This is a genomic window from Nonomuraea rhizosphaerae (genome assembly GCF_019396405.1).
GTDB lineage: Bacteria > Actinomycetota > Actinomycetes > Streptosporangiales > Streptosporangiaceae > Nonomuraea > Nonomuraea rhizosphaerae.
The window spans coordinates 1-18,234 of sequence record NZ_JAHKRL010000134.1 but is presented as its reverse complement, the minus strand read 5'-3'; the positions used below and the strand labels follow the sequence as shown (position 1 = coordinate 18,234).

At 70.5% G+C, this 18,234-nt stretch carries 18 protein-coding genes and 1 tRNA gene; 13 read left to right on the top strand and 6 right to left on the bottom strand.

Translation table 11 applies throughout. The annotated features are described in order from the left end of the window. The first annotated feature begins 756 nt into the window (after window positions 1-756). Both KME77_RS06685 and KME77_RS06680 read left to right on the top strand, forming a co-directional pair. Window positions 757-1,656 (top strand): transposase domain-containing protein, encoded by a 900-nt coding sequence (locus KME77_RS06685; protein ID WP_219462989.1) that lies wholly within the window; start codon window positions 757-759, stop codon window positions 1,654-1,656. Between the two features lie 520 nt (window positions 1,657-2,176). Then, window positions 2,177-3,061: a tyrosine-type recombinase/integrase gene (locus tag KME77_RS06680; protein ID WP_219462987.1), complete on the top strand. Its 885-nt coding sequence runs from the start codon at window positions 2,177-2,179 to the stop codon at window positions 3,059-3,061. Window positions 3,062-3,143: 82 nt separating this feature from the next. Here KME77_RS06680 and KME77_RS06675 read toward each other — a convergent pair. Then, window positions 3,144-3,217: transfer RNA gene (locus KME77_RS06675), tRNA-Pro, on the bottom strand. An 83-nt stretch (window positions 3,218-3,300) separates the two neighbouring features. Between KME77_RS06675 and KME77_RS06670 the strand changes: the two genes are divergently transcribed. The 4 genes from KME77_RS06670 (at window position 3,301) to KME77_RS06655 (ending at window position 5,594) form a co-directional block, all read left to right on the top strand. Then, the gene (locus KME77_RS06670) at window positions 3,301-3,726 is read left to right on the top strand and encodes a hypothetical protein (RefSeq protein ID WP_219462986.1); all 426 of its coding nucleotides are present in this window, start codon (window positions 3,301-3,303) and stop codon (window positions 3,724-3,726) included. A gap of 69 nt (window positions 3,727-3,795) precedes the next feature. Further along, window positions 3,796-4,341 (top strand): hypothetical protein, encoded by a 546-nt coding sequence (locus KME77_RS06665; protein WP_219462984.1) that lies wholly within the window; start codon window positions 3,796-3,798, stop codon window positions 4,339-4,341. Window positions 4,342-4,346: 5 nt separating this feature from the next. Beyond that, complete coding sequence (locus tag KME77_RS06660; RefSeq protein ID WP_219462982.1) at window positions 4,347-5,375, top strand: hypothetical protein; 1,029 nt, start codon at window positions 4,347-4,349, stop codon at window positions 5,373-5,375. A gap of 24 nt (window positions 5,376-5,399) precedes the next feature. Beyond that, window positions 5,400-5,594 carry a hypothetical protein gene (locus KME77_RS06655; protein ID WP_219462980.1) on the top strand — a complete coding sequence of 65 codons (195 nt, stop codon included), beginning with the start codon at window positions 5,400-5,402 and terminating at the stop codon, window positions 5,592-5,594. A gap of 91 nt (window positions 5,595-5,685) precedes the next feature. On the opposite strand, the gene KME77_RS06650 is transcribed toward KME77_RS06655, so the two are convergent. Together KME77_RS06650 and KME77_RS06645 are read right to left on the bottom strand one after the other, a co-directional pair. Continuing rightward, window positions 5,686-6,042, bottom strand: coding sequence for an ATP-binding protein (locus KME77_RS06650; protein WP_308250587.1), 357 nt, complete (start codon window positions 6,040-6,042; stop codon window positions 5,686-5,688). A gap of 72 nt (window positions 6,043-6,114) precedes the next feature. Beyond that, complete coding sequence (locus KME77_RS06645; RefSeq protein ID WP_219462977.1) at window positions 6,115-6,885, bottom strand: SigB/SigF/SigG family RNA polymerase sigma factor; 771 nt, start codon at window positions 6,883-6,885, stop codon at window positions 6,115-6,117. 176 nt (window positions 6,886-7,061) lie between these two features. Here KME77_RS06645 and KME77_RS06640 point away from each other — a divergent pair, with 176 nt between their 5' ends. Then, window positions 7,062-7,418 carry an STAS domain-containing protein gene (locus KME77_RS06640; RefSeq protein ID WP_219462996.1) on the top strand — a complete coding sequence of 119 codons (357 nt, stop codon included), beginning with the start codon at window positions 7,062-7,064 and terminating at the stop codon, window positions 7,416-7,418. 71 nt (window positions 7,419-7,489) lie between these two features. Here KME77_RS06640 and KME77_RS06635 read toward each other — a convergent pair whose 3' ends face one another. Then, a complete protein-coding gene (locus tag KME77_RS06635; RefSeq protein ID WP_308250586.1) occupies window positions 7,490-8,119 on the bottom strand; it encodes an ANTAR domain-containing response regulator in 630 nt (209 codons plus the stop codon). A gap of 145 nt (window positions 8,120-8,264) precedes the next feature. On the opposite strand from KME77_RS06635, the gene KME77_RS06630 reads away from it, so the two are divergent. The 3 genes from KME77_RS06630 (at window position 8,265) to KME77_RS06620 (ending at window position 11,946) form a co-directional block, all read left to right on the top strand. Further along, complete coding sequence (locus KME77_RS06630) at window positions 8,265-10,097, top strand: SpoIIE family protein phosphatase (protein ID WP_246609280.1); 1,833 nt, start codon at window positions 8,265-8,267, stop codon at window positions 10,095-10,097. Window positions 10,098-10,225: 128 nt separating this feature from the next. Next, a complete protein-coding gene (locus KME77_RS06625; RefSeq protein WP_219462974.1) occupies window positions 10,226-11,329 on the top strand; it encodes a glycosyltransferase in 1,104 nt (367 codons plus the stop codon). A gap of 11 nt (window positions 11,330-11,340) precedes the next feature. Then, window positions 11,341-11,946: an FMN-binding negative transcriptional regulator gene (locus KME77_RS06620; protein ID WP_219462971.1), complete on the top strand. Its 606-nt coding sequence runs from the start codon at window positions 11,341-11,343 to the stop codon at window positions 11,944-11,946. On the opposite strand, the gene KME77_RS06615 is transcribed toward KME77_RS06620, so the two are convergent. Continuing rightward, window positions 11,918-12,976, bottom strand: coding sequence for a PucR family transcriptional regulator (locus KME77_RS06615; protein ID WP_219462969.1), 1,059 nt, complete (start codon window positions 12,974-12,976; stop codon window positions 11,918-11,920). The two genes, KME77_RS06620 and KME77_RS06615, sit on opposite strands and share 29 nt — an antisense overlap. A 75-nt stretch (window positions 12,977-13,051) precedes the next feature. Between KME77_RS06615 and KME77_RS06610 the strand changes: the two genes are divergently transcribed. Both KME77_RS06610 and pruA read left to right on the top strand, forming a co-directional pair. After that, window positions 13,052-13,969, top strand: coding sequence for a proline dehydrogenase family protein (locus KME77_RS06610; RefSeq protein ID WP_219462965.1), 918 nt, complete (start codon window positions 13,052-13,054; stop codon window positions 13,967-13,969). Further along, a complete protein-coding gene (gene pruA / locus KME77_RS06605) occupies window positions 13,970-15,649 on the top strand; it encodes an L-glutamate gamma-semialdehyde dehydrogenase (RefSeq protein WP_219462963.1) in 1,680 nt (559 codons plus the stop codon). Between the two features lies 1 nt (window position 15,650). Here pruA and KME77_RS06600 read toward each other — a convergent pair whose 3' ends face one another. Beyond that, window positions 15,651-16,385: a tyrosine-protein phosphatase gene (locus KME77_RS06600; RefSeq protein ID WP_219462960.1), complete on the bottom strand. Its 735-nt coding sequence runs from the start codon at window positions 16,383-16,385 to the stop codon at window positions 15,651-15,653. 94 nt (window positions 16,386-16,479) lie between these two features. On the opposite strand from KME77_RS06600, the gene KME77_RS06595 reads away from it, so the two are divergent. Then, window positions 16,480-18,192 (top strand): S8 family serine peptidase, encoded by a 1,713-nt coding sequence (locus tag KME77_RS06595; RefSeq protein WP_308250585.1) that lies wholly within the window; start codon window positions 16,480-16,482, stop codon window positions 18,190-18,192. Window positions 18,193-18,234 lie beyond the last annotated feature (42 nt).

Genomic DNA, 18,234 nt, shown 5'->3' with positions numbered 1-18,234 from the left:
CCGACCTGGTGCGGATGTGCGGCGGGCTGCCGTTGGCGCTGTGCGCCGTCGCCGCACGCCTGGCCGCGCGGCCGGCCTGGCCGCTGACCGCCGTGCGGGACACTCTCGCAGACGAACGGCACCGGTCGGCCGAGCTGCGGATCAGTGACCAGGCGACCCAGGCCGATCTCCCGGTGAGCTCAAGCCGAAGGACTGGACCGTGCTCCACTCCGACCTGAACACCGGAACACCTCACTGGCAGCCAGCGAGGGCGGGCCGCCAACTTGGTCACCAAGGAGCCACCCGCGTGCTGTCCGGAAGTGACGGGCGTTCACCGCCGGGTGGCCCGGAGGTGAGATTCCTCCGGGCCACCCGGCCTGGGTTCGACGTAATTCGGAGGGCTAGATGCTCAGGTTTGGGGTCTGAGCTGGGGGAACCTGGGGAGACGCTCGGGTGGGCGTTTCTCTAGGCGGAGGTGTTGCTGCTGGTCAGCGGGGTGTGGCGGCGAGCTCGATGACCTTGTTGGGGGTGGGGATGTTGAGCTTGGCGAGGAGGTCGCGTTGGGGCTTGGACAGGTCGCAACGCCGGTAAGTTAACGAACTTTGTCGTCTTGACGTAGGACGGGGTCTCCTGCGCGACTGGTCTCGACGAAGAGGACCACAAGCGCGGGAAACCCCGTTGTCTGGTCATGCTGCCACCGATACGCCGACTGACGCGAGTGTCCGGGCCCGCGGATCACCGACTCATCCGCTGGATCAGCTCGGGCTCGGAGCCATCATGGAGATCGTGCCACCGGACCTGGTGGATGAGGTGATTGACGCCTGCGGATCCCGGGAAGCGCGTAAGCGCGCCCTGCCCGCGAGAGTGACCTTGTACTTCGTGCTGACCCTGTGGCTATGCCCCGGCTTCGGCTACGGCGAGGTCTTGCGGGTGCTGTTTAACCAGCTCACGCGGCACTTGAGCGGTAGACGGCGGCCTATTCCCTCCGTGTCGGCCGCGGTTCAGGCCCGACGCCGACTGGGACGAGCGCCGCTCAAAGCGCTGTTGCGTGGCTTGCTGGGGTCGGCCGAGAAACCGCACACGCCCGGCATGCGGGCCTTCGATCGCGAGCTGGCGCTGTTGAAGGTCGCGGCCGATGGCACGCGCCTGGACGTCGCCGACACCCCGGCCAACCGCACCGCCTTCGGTGATCCTCCGCACGGGCGCATCGGCCCGGGCCGCTATCCACAGGTACGCCTGCTGATGCTGATCGCCTGCGACACGCGCGCCCTACTCGATGCGGTCTGGGGAACCTTACGCGTCGGTGAGCCGCGTCTGCTGGACAAGCTCGTGTGGGCAGGGGCTTTCGGCCCCGGCATGCTGGTGCTGATCGACCGCTACTTCTCCGGCTATCCCCAGGTCGCCCGGATCGCCGCGACCGGCGCCGATGTGATCGTCCGAGTGCAGTATCACCGCCGTCTGCCGGTGCTGACCGAACTGGCCGACGGCTCCTACCTGAGCGTTTTGCCCTACAGCGACCAACCCTCCAAGCCGAACGCGATCGGGCAGCCGGGCGGCCGCTGCCGCGTCGCGGCCTGCGCGCCCGCCAGGCGCTGGGCATGCGGGTCAGGGTCGTGGAATACGCCGTCACCGTCATCCCCGAGATCGGCGAGACTCGGAGCGAGAACTACCGGCTGATCACGACTCTGCTGGACCCGGCGAGGCCCCCGCCACCCAGATTGCGCAACTGTATGCCGAGCGGTGGGAATCGGAAACCGGGTACGCGGATGCCAAGACCTATCTGCGCGGACCTCAGAAGATCTTGCGATCCAAGGACCCCAACGGCGTCGCTCAAGAGCTGTATGCCCTGCTCATCGTCTATCAGGTGGTGCAAATCGCTCGTGCACGAGCCGCACACGCCCACCCCGATCAGCCCATCGATCCCGACCGGATCTCCTTCACCGTCGTCTTACGAGCCCTGGCCCGAACGATCAATGAGCCACCCCGCCACGGCCTCCTCCGGGAGGTCTTCCACGAGGTGTGGAACCAGCCACTCCTGACTCGACGGCCCCGCTCCAAACCCCGTGAACGCAAAGGCACCGCCGCCTACGCCCGCGCGTGTGAACGCCACCCACCCTCAAACGTGATCTACAAACTCACAATGCGCGCCTCACCGACGACTCGGGCAGGTTAACTTACCGGGGGGTGGCGCAAACGGGTGGTGCCGACGCTGGGGCACCTTCCCGTCCGGATGATCACCACTGGGGCGGTCGATCGCGGTGTACACGGCTGGATCGCCGACGAGTGCAGTCGCTCAACGGTCAAGAACAGCCTGGCCGTCCTCGTCCGGGTCATGGAGCAAGCCGTCCGGGACGGCATCATCGACCGCAACCCGGCCAGGATCACCGGCTGGCAGCGCGAATACCGGAAAGCCGAGGACGAGCTCGATGACCCTCGTGCGCTGGCGCTGCCGAACTGGGCCGCGCTGGAACGACTGGCCAACGCGCTCGTCGACCGCTCGGCCGACTCCTACGCGGGCTGGGGCAGAACAGTGATCTTCGCCGCCTGCACGGCCGCACGGATCGGCGAGGTCTCCGGCGTGCGGGTCGGCGACATCGACACCGACACCTGGACGTGGACCGTGCGCCGACAGACAACCCCCAGCCCCGGAGGGCTGGCGGACAAAGGGACCAAGGGCAAGCGGGCTCGCAAGGTCCCGATCATCGTCGAGATTCAAGACCTGGTTCTGGAGCGGCTCAACGCCGCGGGAAGGGACCCCGCGGCGCGATTGTTCACCGGCCCCAAGGGCGGGCGGATCAGCACGGCCGTGCTGCGTGATGCCACCCATTGGGACCAGGTGGTGGCCGGGCTGGGGTACGAGCACCTGCGCCGCCATGATCTACGCCACACCGGGCTGACGTGGATGGCCGATGCCGGGGTGCCGATGCACGTGCTCCGGAAGATCGCCGGGCATGGCTCGCTGAGCACGACCCAGCGCTATCTCCACCCCGACAATGCCGCGCTCCACGCGGCCGGGAACGCGCTCAGCGCGCACCTGACGGGGCGCTGGTCCCAATCTGGTCCCAAACTGAAAGCTGTCTAGCCGGCCGGCCAACGAAACGAAGATCACAAAAAAGGCCAGTCGACCTGGGGATTCATCCAGATTGGCTGGCCTTTTTCGACCGTCGGGACGACAGGATTTGAACCTGCGACCCCTTGACCCCCAGTCAAGTGCGCTACCAAGCTGCGCTACGTCCCGGTCGTGTCGGTCGCCCCCTTCGGGGCGGGACGTCATAACCTTAGCGCACATCAGACCCGCACGCGCACACAGCGGAGGTGGACGTGGGGCGGAGGCCAACGATCGATCGGGGTGAGCTGGCCAGGCTCGTCGCCGAGGGTTTGAGCGTGCAGGAGCTGGCCGTTCACTTCGGGGTGAGCGAGTCCGGGGTGCTGCAGGCGAAGCGGGCCGCCGGGCTGGCCAAGGCGATGCTCGACCACAGCGGGGCCGTACCGTGGAAGCTGGAGCGCAGCCACGCGCAGTCCGGGCCCGCCACGAACCTGCGGAACCTGTCGGCGGCGGCGCAGGGGAAGCCACCTGCGCCGGAGCGGCTGAACACGGCGTTGCGGTGGGCGCAGCGGCTCGTGGACGCCGGGCTCGACGTGGACTACGACAGCCGGATCGGTTTCAGGGAGGTCGCCGCCGCCCCTGGGGGCTCACACGTCGCAGCAGTGCTGGAGGCCGCCAGGAACGGCCTGGAACGCCGCTGAGAGCGGCGTTTCGGACGCGCGAACGGGGGCAGTCGCTGGTCTCAACAAAAGAGACCGGAGGCGAACAATATGTCCACCTTCATTTGGGTGGTCGTCATCGTGGTCGCGATAGTGGCGGTGGCCGCAGTCGGGTATGTGGTGATGCAGCAGCAGCGCCGCAGCCGTCTCCGCGCGCGTTTCGGCCCCGAGTACGAACGCCTGATGGCGGAGCACGACAACAAGCGGGACGCGGAGCAGGAGCTGATCGCCCGCGAGCAGCGCCACGCCGAGCTGGACATCCGGCCGTTGCCGGAGGAGTCGCGTGACGCCTACGCCAACCGTTGGATCGAGGTGCAGGAGCGCTTCGTGGACGCGCCGGCGTTCGCGGTGACGGAGGCCGACCAGCTGGTGACGTCGGTCATGGCCGAGCGCGGTTACCCCACCGAGAACTTCGAGCAGAAGGTGTCCGACCTGTCCGTCGGGCACGCGTCCACCATCGACCACTACCGGACGGCTCATGAGATCAGCGGGCGTGCCGCCAGGAAGGAGGCCTCGACCGAGGACCTCCGCCAGGCGATGGTGCACTACCGCGCGCTGTTCGAGGAACTGCTGCAAGAGACCACGCGAGGACGGTGAAGGACATGAGCAGCAGCGACGAGCTGAAGGTCCCGTCGCATCAGCGGAACAGGGACGAGCGGGAGGACGGCTCCCGGGCCTACGACGATCCGTCCCGCGAGGGTCTCGACGACCGCACCGCGGCGGAGGAGCTGCGGGAGAACGACGTCCCCACCGCTGATCTCGGTGCCGCTCACCGGGGGAACGACGAGGACGACGGCACGGGACGCTATCACGAGCCGTACGCCACGACCGACGAGGACGACGAGGACGTCGAGGACGGGGACCGCCGGGTACGCGCCACCGGTGGTGATGCCGGTGACATGCTGGCGGACACCCAGCCTCCGAGCAGGGTGGGGAGCGGTCCCGCTCACGCGCAGTCCGTCCACGCCGACCCCGCTCACGCGGATCCCGAGCTCGCGGAGTCCACGTACGGCGACCACGGCGACGTCCGGGTGGCCGGGAACAGGAACGACGACGGGAACGTCGGAGGCAGGAACGACGACGCCTATGTCAGTGGCGACGTCAGCGCCGACGCGCCCTACGCGGACGCCGATGACGACGACGACCTCCCTGGCGACGACAACCGCCATGGTGATGACAACCTCCGCGGCCGTGACGGCAACGACCTGGACGCCGACCCCGAGGTCCTGGTGACCGAGACCGACGCCGTCGTCGCCGAGCCGGTGCCCGCCCACGCGGCCCCCCAGGACACCTCCCTGTTCGACCAGGATCCCGCCGAGGTGCAGACCCGCTGGCGCGAGGTGCAGACCTCGTTCGTGGACGACCCGGCCGAGGCCGTCCAGCGGGCCGACGGCCTGGTGGGCGAGGTCGTGGAGGCGTTGACGGCCAGTCTGACGGCGCGCACCGGCGAGCTGCGCGACCGCTGGAAGGACGCCGGCGACACCGAGCAGCTGCGGCTGGCCCTGCGTGAGTACCGGGTCGTGCTGGAGCGGCTGCTGAGCCTGTCCAGCCACGACACGACGCCGGCCGCCCAGAGCGCAACGGCCGCGACGGCCGCGAACCCCCTGAAGTCCTCGACATTCCAGTCTTAGAACCACAGAACGAGGTGACCTGACATGCTCGCGATTGTCGCGGCGATCATTTTCGGCCTTGGATTCCTGCTCGACCTGCTGAACGTCGGCCTGGGCGGCGGGATCTCCGGAACGACCTTCATGCTCCTCGGGCTCACGTTACTGGCGCTGCACCAGGCGGGCATCGGCACGGCGAGCGTCAAGAGCTACGGCGGCTGGCGCGGACGCACCCGCCGCTGAGGAGGATCCGTCCCATTCGAGCAGCGCGCGGCGCGGTCCACACGGACCCGTCGCGCGCCCGCTTTCACCCCTGGAAATGTCCCCCGAGCACCTACGCCTTGCCGGGGAAGCGCATCGTGACCGTGCTCCCCTGCTCCCCCACCCGCAACGACAGGTCGGCCGACAGCAGCCGCGCCACCCACAGCCCCATCCCGCCGATCGCCCCTGGCATCGGCCCGGGCTTCCACGTCCCGTCGTCGTGGATCTCGACCACCAGGTCCCCGTCCTGGATCCAGGTACGCAGCCGCGCGTCGGGCGTGCCGTGGGTGACGGCGTTGGTGGCCACCTCGTTGACGGCGATGACGAAGTCGCCCACCGCCTCCTCGGCCATGCCGACCCCCCGCGCCTCGGTCGCGGCGAACTGCCGGACCTGCGGCAGGTCCGGCAGCCGGAAGGCGAGGTGTTTCACGGGTACGCCAGGTGGCGGACCGGCAGGGCCCGCTTGAGGATCGACATCCTCTTCCACCCGGCAACCACCCTCTCAGCCGACCAGCTCACTGCGTAGCTGGTCCAGCACTTTACGGAGGATTCGCGATACATGCATCTGCGAGATGCCGAACTCGGCCGCGATTTCGGCCTGAGTCATGTTCCCGAAGAAGCGGAGCAGCAGGATGTGCTTCTCCCTGGAGGGCAGCGCGTCGATCAGTGGCTTGACCGCTTCGCGGTCGAGCATGGTGCTCAGCGTGTCGTCGTCCTCGGGGATGACGTCGCCGAGCGAGGCGGCGTCGTCGTCGGTGCCGAGCGGCGCGTCGAGCGACAGCGTGCTGTAGGCGGCGGAGGCGTCCAGTGTGAGCAGGACGTCCTCCTCGCTGATGTTCATCCTGGCGGCCAGCTCGGCCACGGTCGGCGAGCGGCCGAGGTCCTGGCTGAGGTCGGCGACGAGCCGGTTCAGCTCGGAGCGGCGCTCCTGGTAGAGGCGAGGCACCCGGATGGCCCAGGTACGGTCACGGAAGTGGCGTTTGACCTCACCGGTCATGGTGACCACAGCGTAGCCCCTGAAGGCGTGCCCGAGCGTCGGATCGAACCCGTTGATGGCCTTCATGAGACCGACGTACGCCGCCTGCAGGAGGTCCTCCTGCGGCTCGCCGCGGTAGCGGTAACGTCTGGCGATCTCCATCGCGAGCGGGCGGTGCATCTCGACGATGCGCTCGCGCAGTCGTTCCCTGTGGCTGTCGGCGGTGGTGGCGTCGACCATTTCGGCGAGGAGTTCTTCGGCGGTCAGATCCTCGAGGACGTATTCCTGCACAGCCATCGCTGCTCCTCATATGGGTCGCAGGGCGGCCTCTACCACCAAGAAAAGCCCAGGCAGAGGCATGCCTCGTTCTACTTTCGAGACGAAAGCCCTCTGCTGGACTTCGGATCCAGTGTCCCCCATGGGGGAGGAAGTATTCCTCGCTCGTTCGGTGACAGTAGGGTTGCCCCGTGACAATGCCGGAGAACGGCGAAGGGGCGGTGGCGGCCCTTAGCCTTACGTCGTCGACCGTGGACGCGATCACGGTGATCAAGGTAGACGGTGTGCTCGACGCCACGACGCGCGAGCAGTTCGCCGACTACCTCTCACTGGCGGGTTCCGAGCTGATCCTGGACCTGTCCGGGGTCACCTTCATGGACTCGCGGGCGCTGGGCCTGATCGTTCACCACTGGCAGACCAGCCTGACCTCAGGTGCCCGGTTCGCCTTGGTCGGCGTCGAATATTCGAAATCCAAAGTGATGTGGATCACCGGGCTGGCGCAGCGGCTCCCGCTGTACGACACGCTCGACGACGCGCTGGCGGCCATTGGCTAGCCCCGCGCACAGGTGGCCCTCGGCCGTGGGCGCGCCACGCGGACGCGCTCGCCACCCACAGCCGGCCGGACCTATCGTCGTGACTTCCGCTGGTGTTCCTCGACCAGGAGCCTGGCCAGATCGGCCACCTTGACCTGGTGGTGCTGGGAGATCCTGCGCAGCTCCTCGAACGCGGCCTCGGCCGAGCATCCGCTGGTCTGCATGATGATGCCCTTGGCCTGGTCGATCAGGGAGCGCCCGGCGAGCGCCTCCTGGAGCTGGGCCGCGTCCGTGCGCACTTCCTCGAAGTCCCACAGGTTGGCCATGGCGACGCCGACCTGCTCGGTCAGCATGTCGGCCAGCACCTGGGCGCCCTGGGGCGAGAACGTGGCCGGCCGCACCGAGTACAGCCCGATGACGAGCAGGACCGAGTCCAGCTTGACGGGCACGGTGAGCACCGAGCGCACGCCCCAGCGGGCGGCCAGCAGGGCGTAGCGGGGCCAGCGCGAGTCGCTCAGCATGTCGGTCACGACCACGCGGCCGCCCGTCAGCCTGGCCTCGGTGGAGGGACCTTCACCGAGCTCACGTTCGCCTTCCACGAGCATGATCAGTTCACTGTGCGAGCCGGAGACCAGGACCCGCTGGTCGCGCCAGTGCTCGGCCGAGCCGCCCGAGCAGCCGGGCACGCCGTCGGCCAGCGCGGTCGTCAATCCGCGCAGCACGCTTTCCGTCGAGGTGTCTTCGCCTAGCCGCCCGAGAGTCGCCAGATTGCGGGCCAAGCCGGGGGTGATCATCGCCGTTGATTTCATAGCAAGAAGCCCCTACCCCTTATGGCTACCATTATCCAGCGTGGCGTAGCGTCAGAGAATGACCATGCCCGGCCTGGAAGACGCCCTGGACGCCCTGTCCGGGCGCGTCTCATCCTTGCGCGAGGCGAGGGCCGCCTATCCCTCGGACCTCGCGCCGACGCTCGACGCCGCGCTCGCGGAGCTGGACACCGCCGCCGAGCTGCTGGCCGAGGCGCGTGAGGCGCTGAAGAAGGCGCCCAAACGGCAGGGCGGCAAGAAGGACGGGACCCAGCGGGAGCTGAAGCTGCTGCGCCAGGTCTACCGCGCCTTCCCGGTGCCGGTGATCGTGCTGGACGGCGGCGGCGTCGTGCGGCGCATCAACCCGGAGACCTCGCGGATGCTCGGCAGCCCGGACGGCTACCTGGTCGGGCGTTCGTTCCCGCTGCTGGTGGACGTGTCGCGGCGGGCGGCGTTCCGCTCGCACCTGACGGCGGTGCTGCAGACGGGGCAGCCGGCGGCGTTCGAGTCGCGGCTGGCCCACCAGGGCCGGACGCACACGGTGCAGGTGGCGCTGACCAGGCTGACGATGCCGGGCGAGCCGCAGCAGATGGTGGCCGCCGTGGCGCTGCCGACCGAGGTGCAGCTTCCCGAGCCGGGCGCGCGGCGGCCCGAGGAGTCCGACGGCGCGCTGCTGCTGGCCGCGGCCAAGCGCCAGGACCTGCTGGCCAGGATGACCACGCTGCTGCTGGACGAGGAGGCGCTGCGGCAGCCGGTGGCGCTGCCCAGGGCGACGCGGCTGCTGGCGGCCGACTGGGCCGACTGGGTGGTGGCGGACATGGTGCGCGACGGCATGCCGCGCCGCGCGGCCGTGGTGGCGCCCAAGAACCAGCCTCTGGGCGACATCGTGCGGCAGGTCGAGTCCTCTCCCCCGGCCGCCAGCCAGGTGGTGGCGCAGGTGCTGGAGCGCGGCTCGGGCGTGGTGCACGAGATGGTGGACGACGAGACGCTGCTCGGCTTCTGCGCCGACGGGCCGCTGCTGACGGCCATGGGGGCCGGCTCGATGCTGTGCGTGCCCATCGGCGACGCCGAGGGCGTGCTGACGCTGGTCAGGGCGCACGACCGGCCGCCGTTCACGCTGGCCGACCTCGGGGTGATGCAGGAGGTCGGGCTGCAGCTCGGGCTGGCGGTGCGGGCCCAGGCCAGCTTCCAGACCCGGTCGCGGGCCGCTGACGCGCTGTCGGCCAGTGTGGCGCCGCGCAACCTTCCCGACGTGCCCGGGTACGAGGCCGCCGCCGTCTACCACCCCGGCGCGTCGGTGGGCGCGGAGTTCTACGACGTGTTCCCGGCGGGCAAGGGCTGGGCGTTCGCGCTCGGCGGCGCGGCCGGAAAGGGCGAGGAGGCCGCGTCGGTCAGCGCGATGGTCAGGGGCGGCCTGCGGGTGCTCAGCGTCTGGGAGTCCGACCCCGACGTCGTGGTGCGCAAGGTGAACGAGGCCCTGGTGTCGCAGGGCACGGGCATGTTCGTGATGGTCACGGCGGGTTTCGTCAAGGGCAGGAAGATCCGCCTGTCCTCGGCCGGGCACCATCCGGCGGCGCTGCTGTCGCCCGACGGAAGCGTGCGCTTCGCCTCGGGCGGCGGGGTGCCGCTGGGCATCGCGCCGGAGGCGGAGACCGAGGTGGAGGAGCTGACTGTCGGGGTGGGCGAGACGCTGGTGCTCTACTCCGAGGGCCTCATCTCCTCCAGGAACGAGACGGGCGAGCCGTACGGGGAGGAGCGGCTGGCCGACGTGCTCGGCAGATGCGCGGGGCAGGCGCCGTCCACGGTGGTGAAGGCGATCGACGCCGACCGGCACGCGTTCTCCGGCGGCCAGGTGTGGGACGAGATCGTCGTGCTGGCCTTGCGCGGCATTTAGGAACACCCGATCAGGTGTCCTGATCTGCGGGGGTTTGCGATTCGGCCGTCTTTGGGTAAGGTCAGCACTGGAGAAAGACGTGCCTAAGACGCAGGCACACCTGAAGGCTTTTCACGCTGAGGTGTGCCATGAACATCGCGATCGTCGCGTCCGCCACGGGAACCAAGCGTCACCACATCCTCGCTGTCGCTCGCGAGCTGGGACGCGACCACCACGTCACCATCTACTCCCGCCGTGACAGTGCCGACGGCAAGCCCAGGACGCGGGTCGCCCCGGGGGTCACGGTCGAGCACATCGACGTGGGCCCCGCGCATGACCTCAGCCCCGCGGACGTCATGCCGTACCTGAGCGACGTGGGCCAGTACCTGAGCCGGCGCTGGAGCCAGGAGCGGCCCGACGTGATCCACGCCCACTCCTGGACCGGCGGCCTGGCGGCCGTGACCGGCGCCAAGGGCCTGAACGTGCCGGTCACGCAGACGTTCCACACCGTCGACGCCGCCCACGTCAAGCTGGAGCGGGCGCTCGGCCGCAACGCCAGGACCGTGATCGCCGGCTCGGGTGACGAGGAGTCGGCGCTGATCCGGCTCGGCGTCCCGCGCAACAACATCGCCGTCGTCCCGTACGGCGTCGACACCGAGCGCTTCCACCGCACCGGCCCGGTGGCCACCAAGGGCAGCCGCAAGCGCCTGCTGCACCTGGGCCCGCTCACCCCCGAGCGCGGCGCCCCCACGATCATCCGCGCGCTGGCCGGTCTCCCGGACGTCGAGCTCGTCCTGGCCGGCGGCCCCGAGCCCGACCAGCTCGACGACGACCGCGAGGCCCGCCGTCTGCGCGCGCTGGCCGAGCAGCTCGACGTGGCCGACAGGGTCAGCCTGGTCGGGCAGGTCAAGCGGACCGCGGTGCCCAAGCTGATCCGCAGCGCCGACGCCGTGGTGTCCCTGCCGCGCGAGTCCACGACCGGCATCGTCGCGCTGGAGGCCATGGCCTGCGGCGTCCCCGTGATCGCCTCGGCCGTCGGCGCGCACCTCGACTCGGTCATCGACGGCGTCACCGGCCTGCTGGTCCCGCCGGACCGTCCCGCGCGCACCGCGCGGCTGGCCCGCGAGCTGCTGACGGACCCGACGCTGCGCACCGCGCTCGGCTACGCGGGCGCCGACCGCGCCCGTTCGCGTTACTCGTGGGAGCGGGTCAGCCAGGAGCTGGTGCGGGTGTACGAACTCGCCTGCGCCTAGAATCCCTTTTCATGCTCATTCACCCCTGGGACTCCGCCACCGAGGAGCAGTCCCTGGCGTACGTGAAGGACAACCAGTTCGGGCATCTCATCGCCGCGGGCCGCGGCCGTGAGGTGCCCGTCGTGGTTCCCACGCAGTTCCTGCTCGTGAACGACCGGACGATCCTGCTCCACCTGGCCAGGCCGAACCCGATCTGGGCGGCCGTCGAGGAGAACCCCAAGGTGGTCGTGTCGGTGGCCGGTCCCTGGGCCTACGTCCGGGGCGCCTGGCGGGCCGAGCCGGGCGTCGAGCCCGAGCTGGGGGTGCCGACCACGTACTACTCCTCCGTCCAGCTCGTCTGCAACGCCGAGGTCGTCACGGCCGACGACGGCAAGCTGGACATCCTGCGCGCGCAGCTCGACGACCTGGAGCCCGGTCACGGGGACCCGGCGCGGATGCCGCGGCTGCTGTCGGGCCTGCGGGGGCTCAGGCTGGCGATCGAGGAGATCCGCGGCAAGTTCAAGTACGACGGGCAGAAGGACGACGCGCACCGCGAACGGGTCGCCGAGGGACTGGCCGGCCGCGGCGGCCCGGGCGACGAGGCGGCGCTCAGGCGTCTAGGAGTCGCGCCGCTTTGAGCGCCAGGTGGACGGTCAGGCGGTCGTCGCCGTCGGCCAGGTCGCGGTGCAGCGTCCGCTCGGCCTTGCCCAGCCGGTAGTACAGAGTCTGGCGGTGGATGCCCAGCTCGGCGGCCGTCTTCTGGACGTGCCCGCCGTGGTCGAGGTAGGACTCGACGGTGTGGGCCAGCTCGGCGTCCAGGGCCGCGGTCTCGTCCGCCAGCTCGCGCAGGTCGTGCCGGCCGAGCCTGGCCAGCAGCCGGTGCGCGCCCAGGTCCTCCCAGCGCGCGACGGGCGCGAAGGCCGGGAAGTGCTCGGCGACGCGCAGCGCCTGACGCGCCTCGCGCCAGCTCTGCCAGGCGTCCGCCGGGTCCGTACGGGGGGCGCCGATGCCGGCGGCGGTGCCGTAGGCGCTCTGGACGGTCCGGGCGACCTCGGCGGCCAAGCGCGCGGGCGCCAGCAGGGCGACGGGCGAGCCGGCGCGGGCCAGGACGCCGCGCGGCAGGGTCCACAGGGCGGCGACGCGTTCGGACGACTCGCGCACGGCGATGGCGGTCACCGGCCCGCGCGCCTCGATGGAGGCCTCGGCCCGCTCCTCGGGGTCGGCCGAGAGCAGCGCGCGAAGGCCGCGCCCGAGGTCCTGGCGGCTCCTGGCCTCCTGGGCGAGCGCGGCGGCGGCCCTGGCCACCAGCGGCTCGGCGCGGCTCAGCACCTCGTCGGTGAGGCCGCCCTCGTCCAGCAGCCACAGATAGCCGTAGGTGACCTCGGAGTGGCGCAGCGGCCAGCAGACCCGGGCCAGCACCCTGAGGTCGGCGTCGGCCGGGATCCTGACCGGGCCGGCGGCCCTGGCGATGCCGTAGCGCTCGAAGTAGTCGCGCACCTCGGAGGTGGCGCGCCTGCGCAGGATGGACTCCTGGCGGACGGTGTCGATGTCGCCGTGCTGCGCGCCGTAGGCCAGCAGGCGGAACGAGCGGTCCTCCAGCGTCGCCGAGGCTCCCAGGAGGCGGGCCAGCTCATCGACGACGTCCTGTAGATCTGCCGAGTTGTGCATTTGTATGACAGCCTGCCACACGCCGCGTTACGCGCGTCAATGGCCCCTCGTGAGCTGGGGTTTTAGGGTGGAGGCATGCTCCGTCAACTGCTTCTCGCCACGTCCCGGAGCGCGCTGGTGCGCCGCGCCGTGTCCGGCTTCCCGCTCACCCGCAAGGTGGTCGACAGGTTCGTCGCCGGGGAGAGCGTACAGGAGGCCAGGGCCGCCATCGAGCGGCTGCGCGACGCGAACCTCTCCGTCACCGTCGACCATCTCGGTGAGGAGACCCGCGACGCCAGCGCCGCCGCGGCCACCACGAAGGCCTACCTCACGCTGCTCGACACGCTGCGCCCCCTGGAGCTGGGCGGCGCCGCCGAGGTGTCGGTGAAGCTGTCGGCGCTCGGCCAGCGGCTCGACGAGGGCATGGCGCTGGGCCACGCCCGCGAGATCTGCGCCGCCGCCGAGGCCGGCGGCTCGACCGTCACGCTCGACATGGAGGACCACACCACCGTCGACTCGACGCTGGACATCCTGCGCAAGCTGCGCGCCGACCACCCCTCGACGGGCGTGGCGATCCAGGCGTACCTGTTCCGCAGCGAGGACGACTGCCGCGAGCTGGCCGTCGAGGGCTCGCGCGTGCGCCTGGTCAAGGGCGCCTACCGCGAGCCCGCCTCGGTCGCCCACCAGAGCAAGGGCGAGGTCGACAAGGCGTACGTGCGATGCCTGCGCGCCCTCATGGCCGGGCAGGGGTACCCCATGGTGGCCACCCACGACGACCGCATCATCTCCGTCACCGAGCTGCTCGCCAGCCGTTTCGGCCGCCCGGTCGGCTCCTACGAGTACCAGATGCTGTACGGGATCCGCACCGACCGGCAGGAGGACCTGGCCGGAGCCGGGCACACCGTACGCGTCTACGTCCCCTACGGCGACGACTGGTATGGCTACTTCATGCGCCGCCTGGCCGAGCGCCCCGCCAACGTCGCCTTCTTCCTTCGTGCCCTTGGGGGTAAGTAAATGGACGCCATCAGCAACGTGCCGGTTCCCGCCAACGAGCGGGTCTACGGCTACGGCCCGGGCAGCGCCGAGCGCACCGCGCTGGAGAACCGGCTCAAGGAGCTGGCCGGCGGCTCGATCGACCTGACCATGACGATCGACGGTGAGCGGCGCCTCGGCGGCGGCGCGCCGATCGACGTGGTGCAGCCGCACAACACGGCCTCGGTGCTCGGCCGCACCCACGACGCCACGGCCAAGGACGTCGAGGACGCGATCTCCAGCGCGCTGCGGGCGGCCCCGGCCTGGCGGGCGCTGCCGTTCGACGAGCGGGCGGCGATCTTCCTGCGGGCGGCCGACCTGCTGGCCGGGCCGTGGCGCAACACGCTGAACGCCGCCACGATCCTCGGGCAGTCGAAGTCGGCGCAGCAGGCGGAGATCGACGCGGCCTGCGAGCTGATCGACTTCCTGCGCTTCAACGTGGCGTACGCGCGTCAGCTCTACGCCGACCAGCCGGTGTCCTCGCCCGGGGTGTGGAACCGGATGGAGTACCGGGGCCTGGAAGGGTTCGTGCTGGCGATCACGCCGTTCAACTTCACCGCCATCGCCGGCAACCTGCCGACGTCGGCCGCGCTGATGGGCAACGTCGTCGTCTGGAAGCCGTCGCCCACGCAGCAGTTCGCCGCGCACTTCACCATGCGCCTGCTGGAGGAGGCGGGGCTGCCTCCGGGCGTGATCAACATGGTCACCGGCAACGGCCAGGCGGTCTCCGAGGTCGCGCTGACCCACCCCGCGCTGGCGGGCGTCCACTTCACCGGCTCGACCGCGACGTTCCAGCACCTGTGGGCCACCGTGGGCGCGAACATCGCCTCCTACCGGTCCTACCCGCGCCTGGTCGGCGAGACCGGCGGCAAGGACTTCGTGCTCGCGCACCCGTCCGCCGACCCGGCCGTGCTCTCCACGGCGCTGCTGCGGGGCGCGTTCGAGTACCAGGGGCAGAAGTGCTCGGCGGCCTCGCGGGCGTACGTGCCGCGCTCGCTGTGGGCGGGCATGCGGGACGAGTTCGTGGCCGCGGCCGAGGCGCTGACCGTGGGTGACGTGGCGGGCGACCTGTCGACGTTCATGGGCGCGGTCATCGACGGGCGGGCCTTCGCCAAGCACAAGGCGGCCATCGACCGGGCGCGGGAGTCGTCGTCGATCGACGTGCTGACCGGCTCCTACGACGACTCGACCGGATATTTCGTGAAGCCGACCGTCCTGGAGTGCGCCGACCCGACCGACGAGATCTTCGTCAAGGAGTACTTCGGCCCGATCCTCGGCGTCCACGTCTACGACGACCGCGACTTCGACACGGTGCTCGACCAGATGGAGTCGGCGACGCAGTACGCGCTGACCGGCTCCTTCGTCGCCCGCGACCGGTACGCGATCGCCTCGGCGTCGGAGCGGCTGCGCTTCGCGGCCGGCAACTTCTACGTCAACGACAAGCCGACCGGGGCGGTCGTGGGCCAGCAGCCGTTCGGCGGCGCCCGGTCCTCGGGCACCAACGACAAGGCCGGGTCGATCTACAACCTGATCCGCTGGGTGAACGCCCGGACGATCAAGGAGACGTTCGTGCCGCCGGTCGTCTCCGGCCCGTACCGGGGCGACGTGCCGCAGGCGGGCTGGCAGCAGCCGGACCTGGGGTCCCTGGGCTTCTCGGAGTAGGTCACACCAGGTATCGCTCACGCAGGGCCTCGACGACCGCCTCGTCGAGGCCCAGCTTCTTGACGGCGTAGCCGCGCACCGAGCCGTGCCCGGCGGCCAGTTCGGCCAGGCACAGGCGCATGACCTCGCCCGGCGCGGTGGCGAAGCCGGGCCAGCGCGGCGTACGGCCGGGGTGGGTCGCGACCCAGTCGGCCAGCAGCCGCTCGGTGGCCAGGCCGGTCAGCGCGAAGTCCTCGACGATCGTCTCCTCCTCCACCTCCAGCAGCGCCAGCACCAGCGCGGCCAGCAGCCCGGTGCGGTCCTTGCCGGAGGCGCAGTGCATGACCACGGGCGCGCTGCCGGCCTCGGCGATCACCTCCAGGGCCCGCCGCAGCTCGCGCACGCCGTCCGCGGCGACCTCGGCGTAGCGGTCGGCCAGGAAGCGGGCGGTGTCGGTGTCCGGGGCGAGCTGGGCCTGGTCGTAGGGCCGGTGCTCGATGCTCAGGTTGTGGTAGGCGAGGCCGTCGCTCTCGGGCACCCGGCCCCTGGCGGCGATCTCCCACGGGTAACGCAGATCGATCACCGTGCGCACGCCGAGAGCCAGGAACCGCTCCCAGTCCTCGCCCCGGAGCTTGCCCAGCGAGTCGGCCCGGTACAGGCACCCCCAGCGCACGGTACGGCCGTCACGGGCCCGGTAGCCGCCGAGGTCGCGGAAGTTGTGCAGCCGCTCGAACTCGACATGCCGGTTCCTGATCATTTCGACATCGTAAATCGTTCCCGTGGCTATGGACGTATCGGCCAAACGTGCCCATCTTGGTGGAGGAAAATCTTCCACACCCGGAGGTTCACACGTGAAGCGTGTCATCGTCCTGGCCGCCTGCACCCTCTTGGCTGCCGGCCTGGTCACTCCAGCCGAGGCGAACAACGCCTCGGCCAGCACGGTCGAGTACGTCGTCTTATACAAGGAAGGCGCGCAGCCCGCCGCCGCGCGCCAGGCCATCGAGGCCGCGGGCGGCACCGTCGTCAGGGAGAACACCGCCGTCGGCGTGGCGACGATCTCCACCGGCAACGCCGGCTTCGCCGAGGCCCTGGCCGCCAACGCCTCGATCGAGGGCGTCGCGCACAACCGCACCATCGGGACCGCTCCCAAGGCCGCGCGCGCCACGGCCGAGCAGGTCCGCAGGGCCACCGAGGCCGTCGAGAAGGAGGGCCGCGGGGCACCGGCGGCCACGAAGTTCGGCAAGCCGGGCCCGAAGGCCGAGCCGCTCTCCGAGCTGCAGTGGGACCTCAAGCAGATCCACGCCACCGCCGACGGCTCCTACAAGTACGAGCAGGGCGACCGCGGCGTGACCGTCGGCATCCTGGACACCGGCGTCGACGGCTCGCACCCGGACATCGCGCCGAACTTCAACCGCGCGCTGAGCCGCAACTTCACCGTCGACATCCCGGTCGACGCCAACGGCGCCGAGGTCGACGGCCCGTGCGAGGACGAGCCCGACCAGTCCTGCAACGACCCGGCCGACGTGGACGAGAACGACCACGGCACGCACGTGGCCTCGTCGATCGCCTCGCCGATCAACAAGCTCGGCATCGCCGGCGTGGCGCCCAAGGTGACGCTCGTCAACCTGCGGGCCGGCCAGGACTCCGGCTTCTTCTTCCTGCAGCCGAGCGTGGACGCGCTGACGTACGCCGGTGACCACGGCATCGACGTGGTCAACATGAGCTACTACATCGACCCGTGGCTGTTCAACTGCGTGGACAACCCGGCCGACTCGCCCGCCGACCGCGCCGAGCAGGCCGTGATCATCAGGGCGACGCAGCGGGCGCTGAACTACGCCCACAACCGGGGCGTCACCCTGGTCGCGGCGGCCGGCAACGGCGCCACGGACTACACCAAGACGATCACCGACGCTTCCAGCCCCGACTTCGCCAGCGAGCCCGGCGAGGCGCCGCGCTCGCGGACGATCCCGCCGAGCTGCATCTCCATGCCGAGCGAGGGCGAGCACGTGATCTCGGTCTCCTCGACCGGCATCAGCAAGCGCAAGGCGTACTACTCCGACTACGGCAACGGCTACATCGACGTGGCCTCGCCCGGCGGCGACGTGTACGACACGGCGGACAACACGCGTGACGTCACCAAGGCCACCCTGTCGGCCTACCCGGAGGCGCTGGCCAGGTCGAGCGGCGTGCTCAACCCCGACGGCACCCCCAACACGCCGGCCGTGGTGCGCGACTGCCGCGGCTCGGTCTGCGCCTACTACCAGTACCTCCAGGGCACCTCGATGGCCTCGCCGCGCGCGGCCGGCGTGGCGGCGCTGATCGTCAGCAAGTACGGGCACCGCGACTTCCGCCACGGCGGCCTGACGCTGAGCCCGGACGTGGTGGAGTCGGTGCTCAAGGGCACGGCCACCAGGACCGCGTGCCCGGAGCCCCGGGCGTTCACCTACACGCGGATCCTGCCGACCGGCCAGACCGTGACGGCGACGCACACCTGTGAAGGCAGCAGGGCCCGTAACGGCTTCTACGGCTCGGGCATCGTGGACGCGCTCAACGCGGTCCGCTGACGTTGCCTCGCCGCCGTCCGGGACGCGTCACGCGTCCCGGAC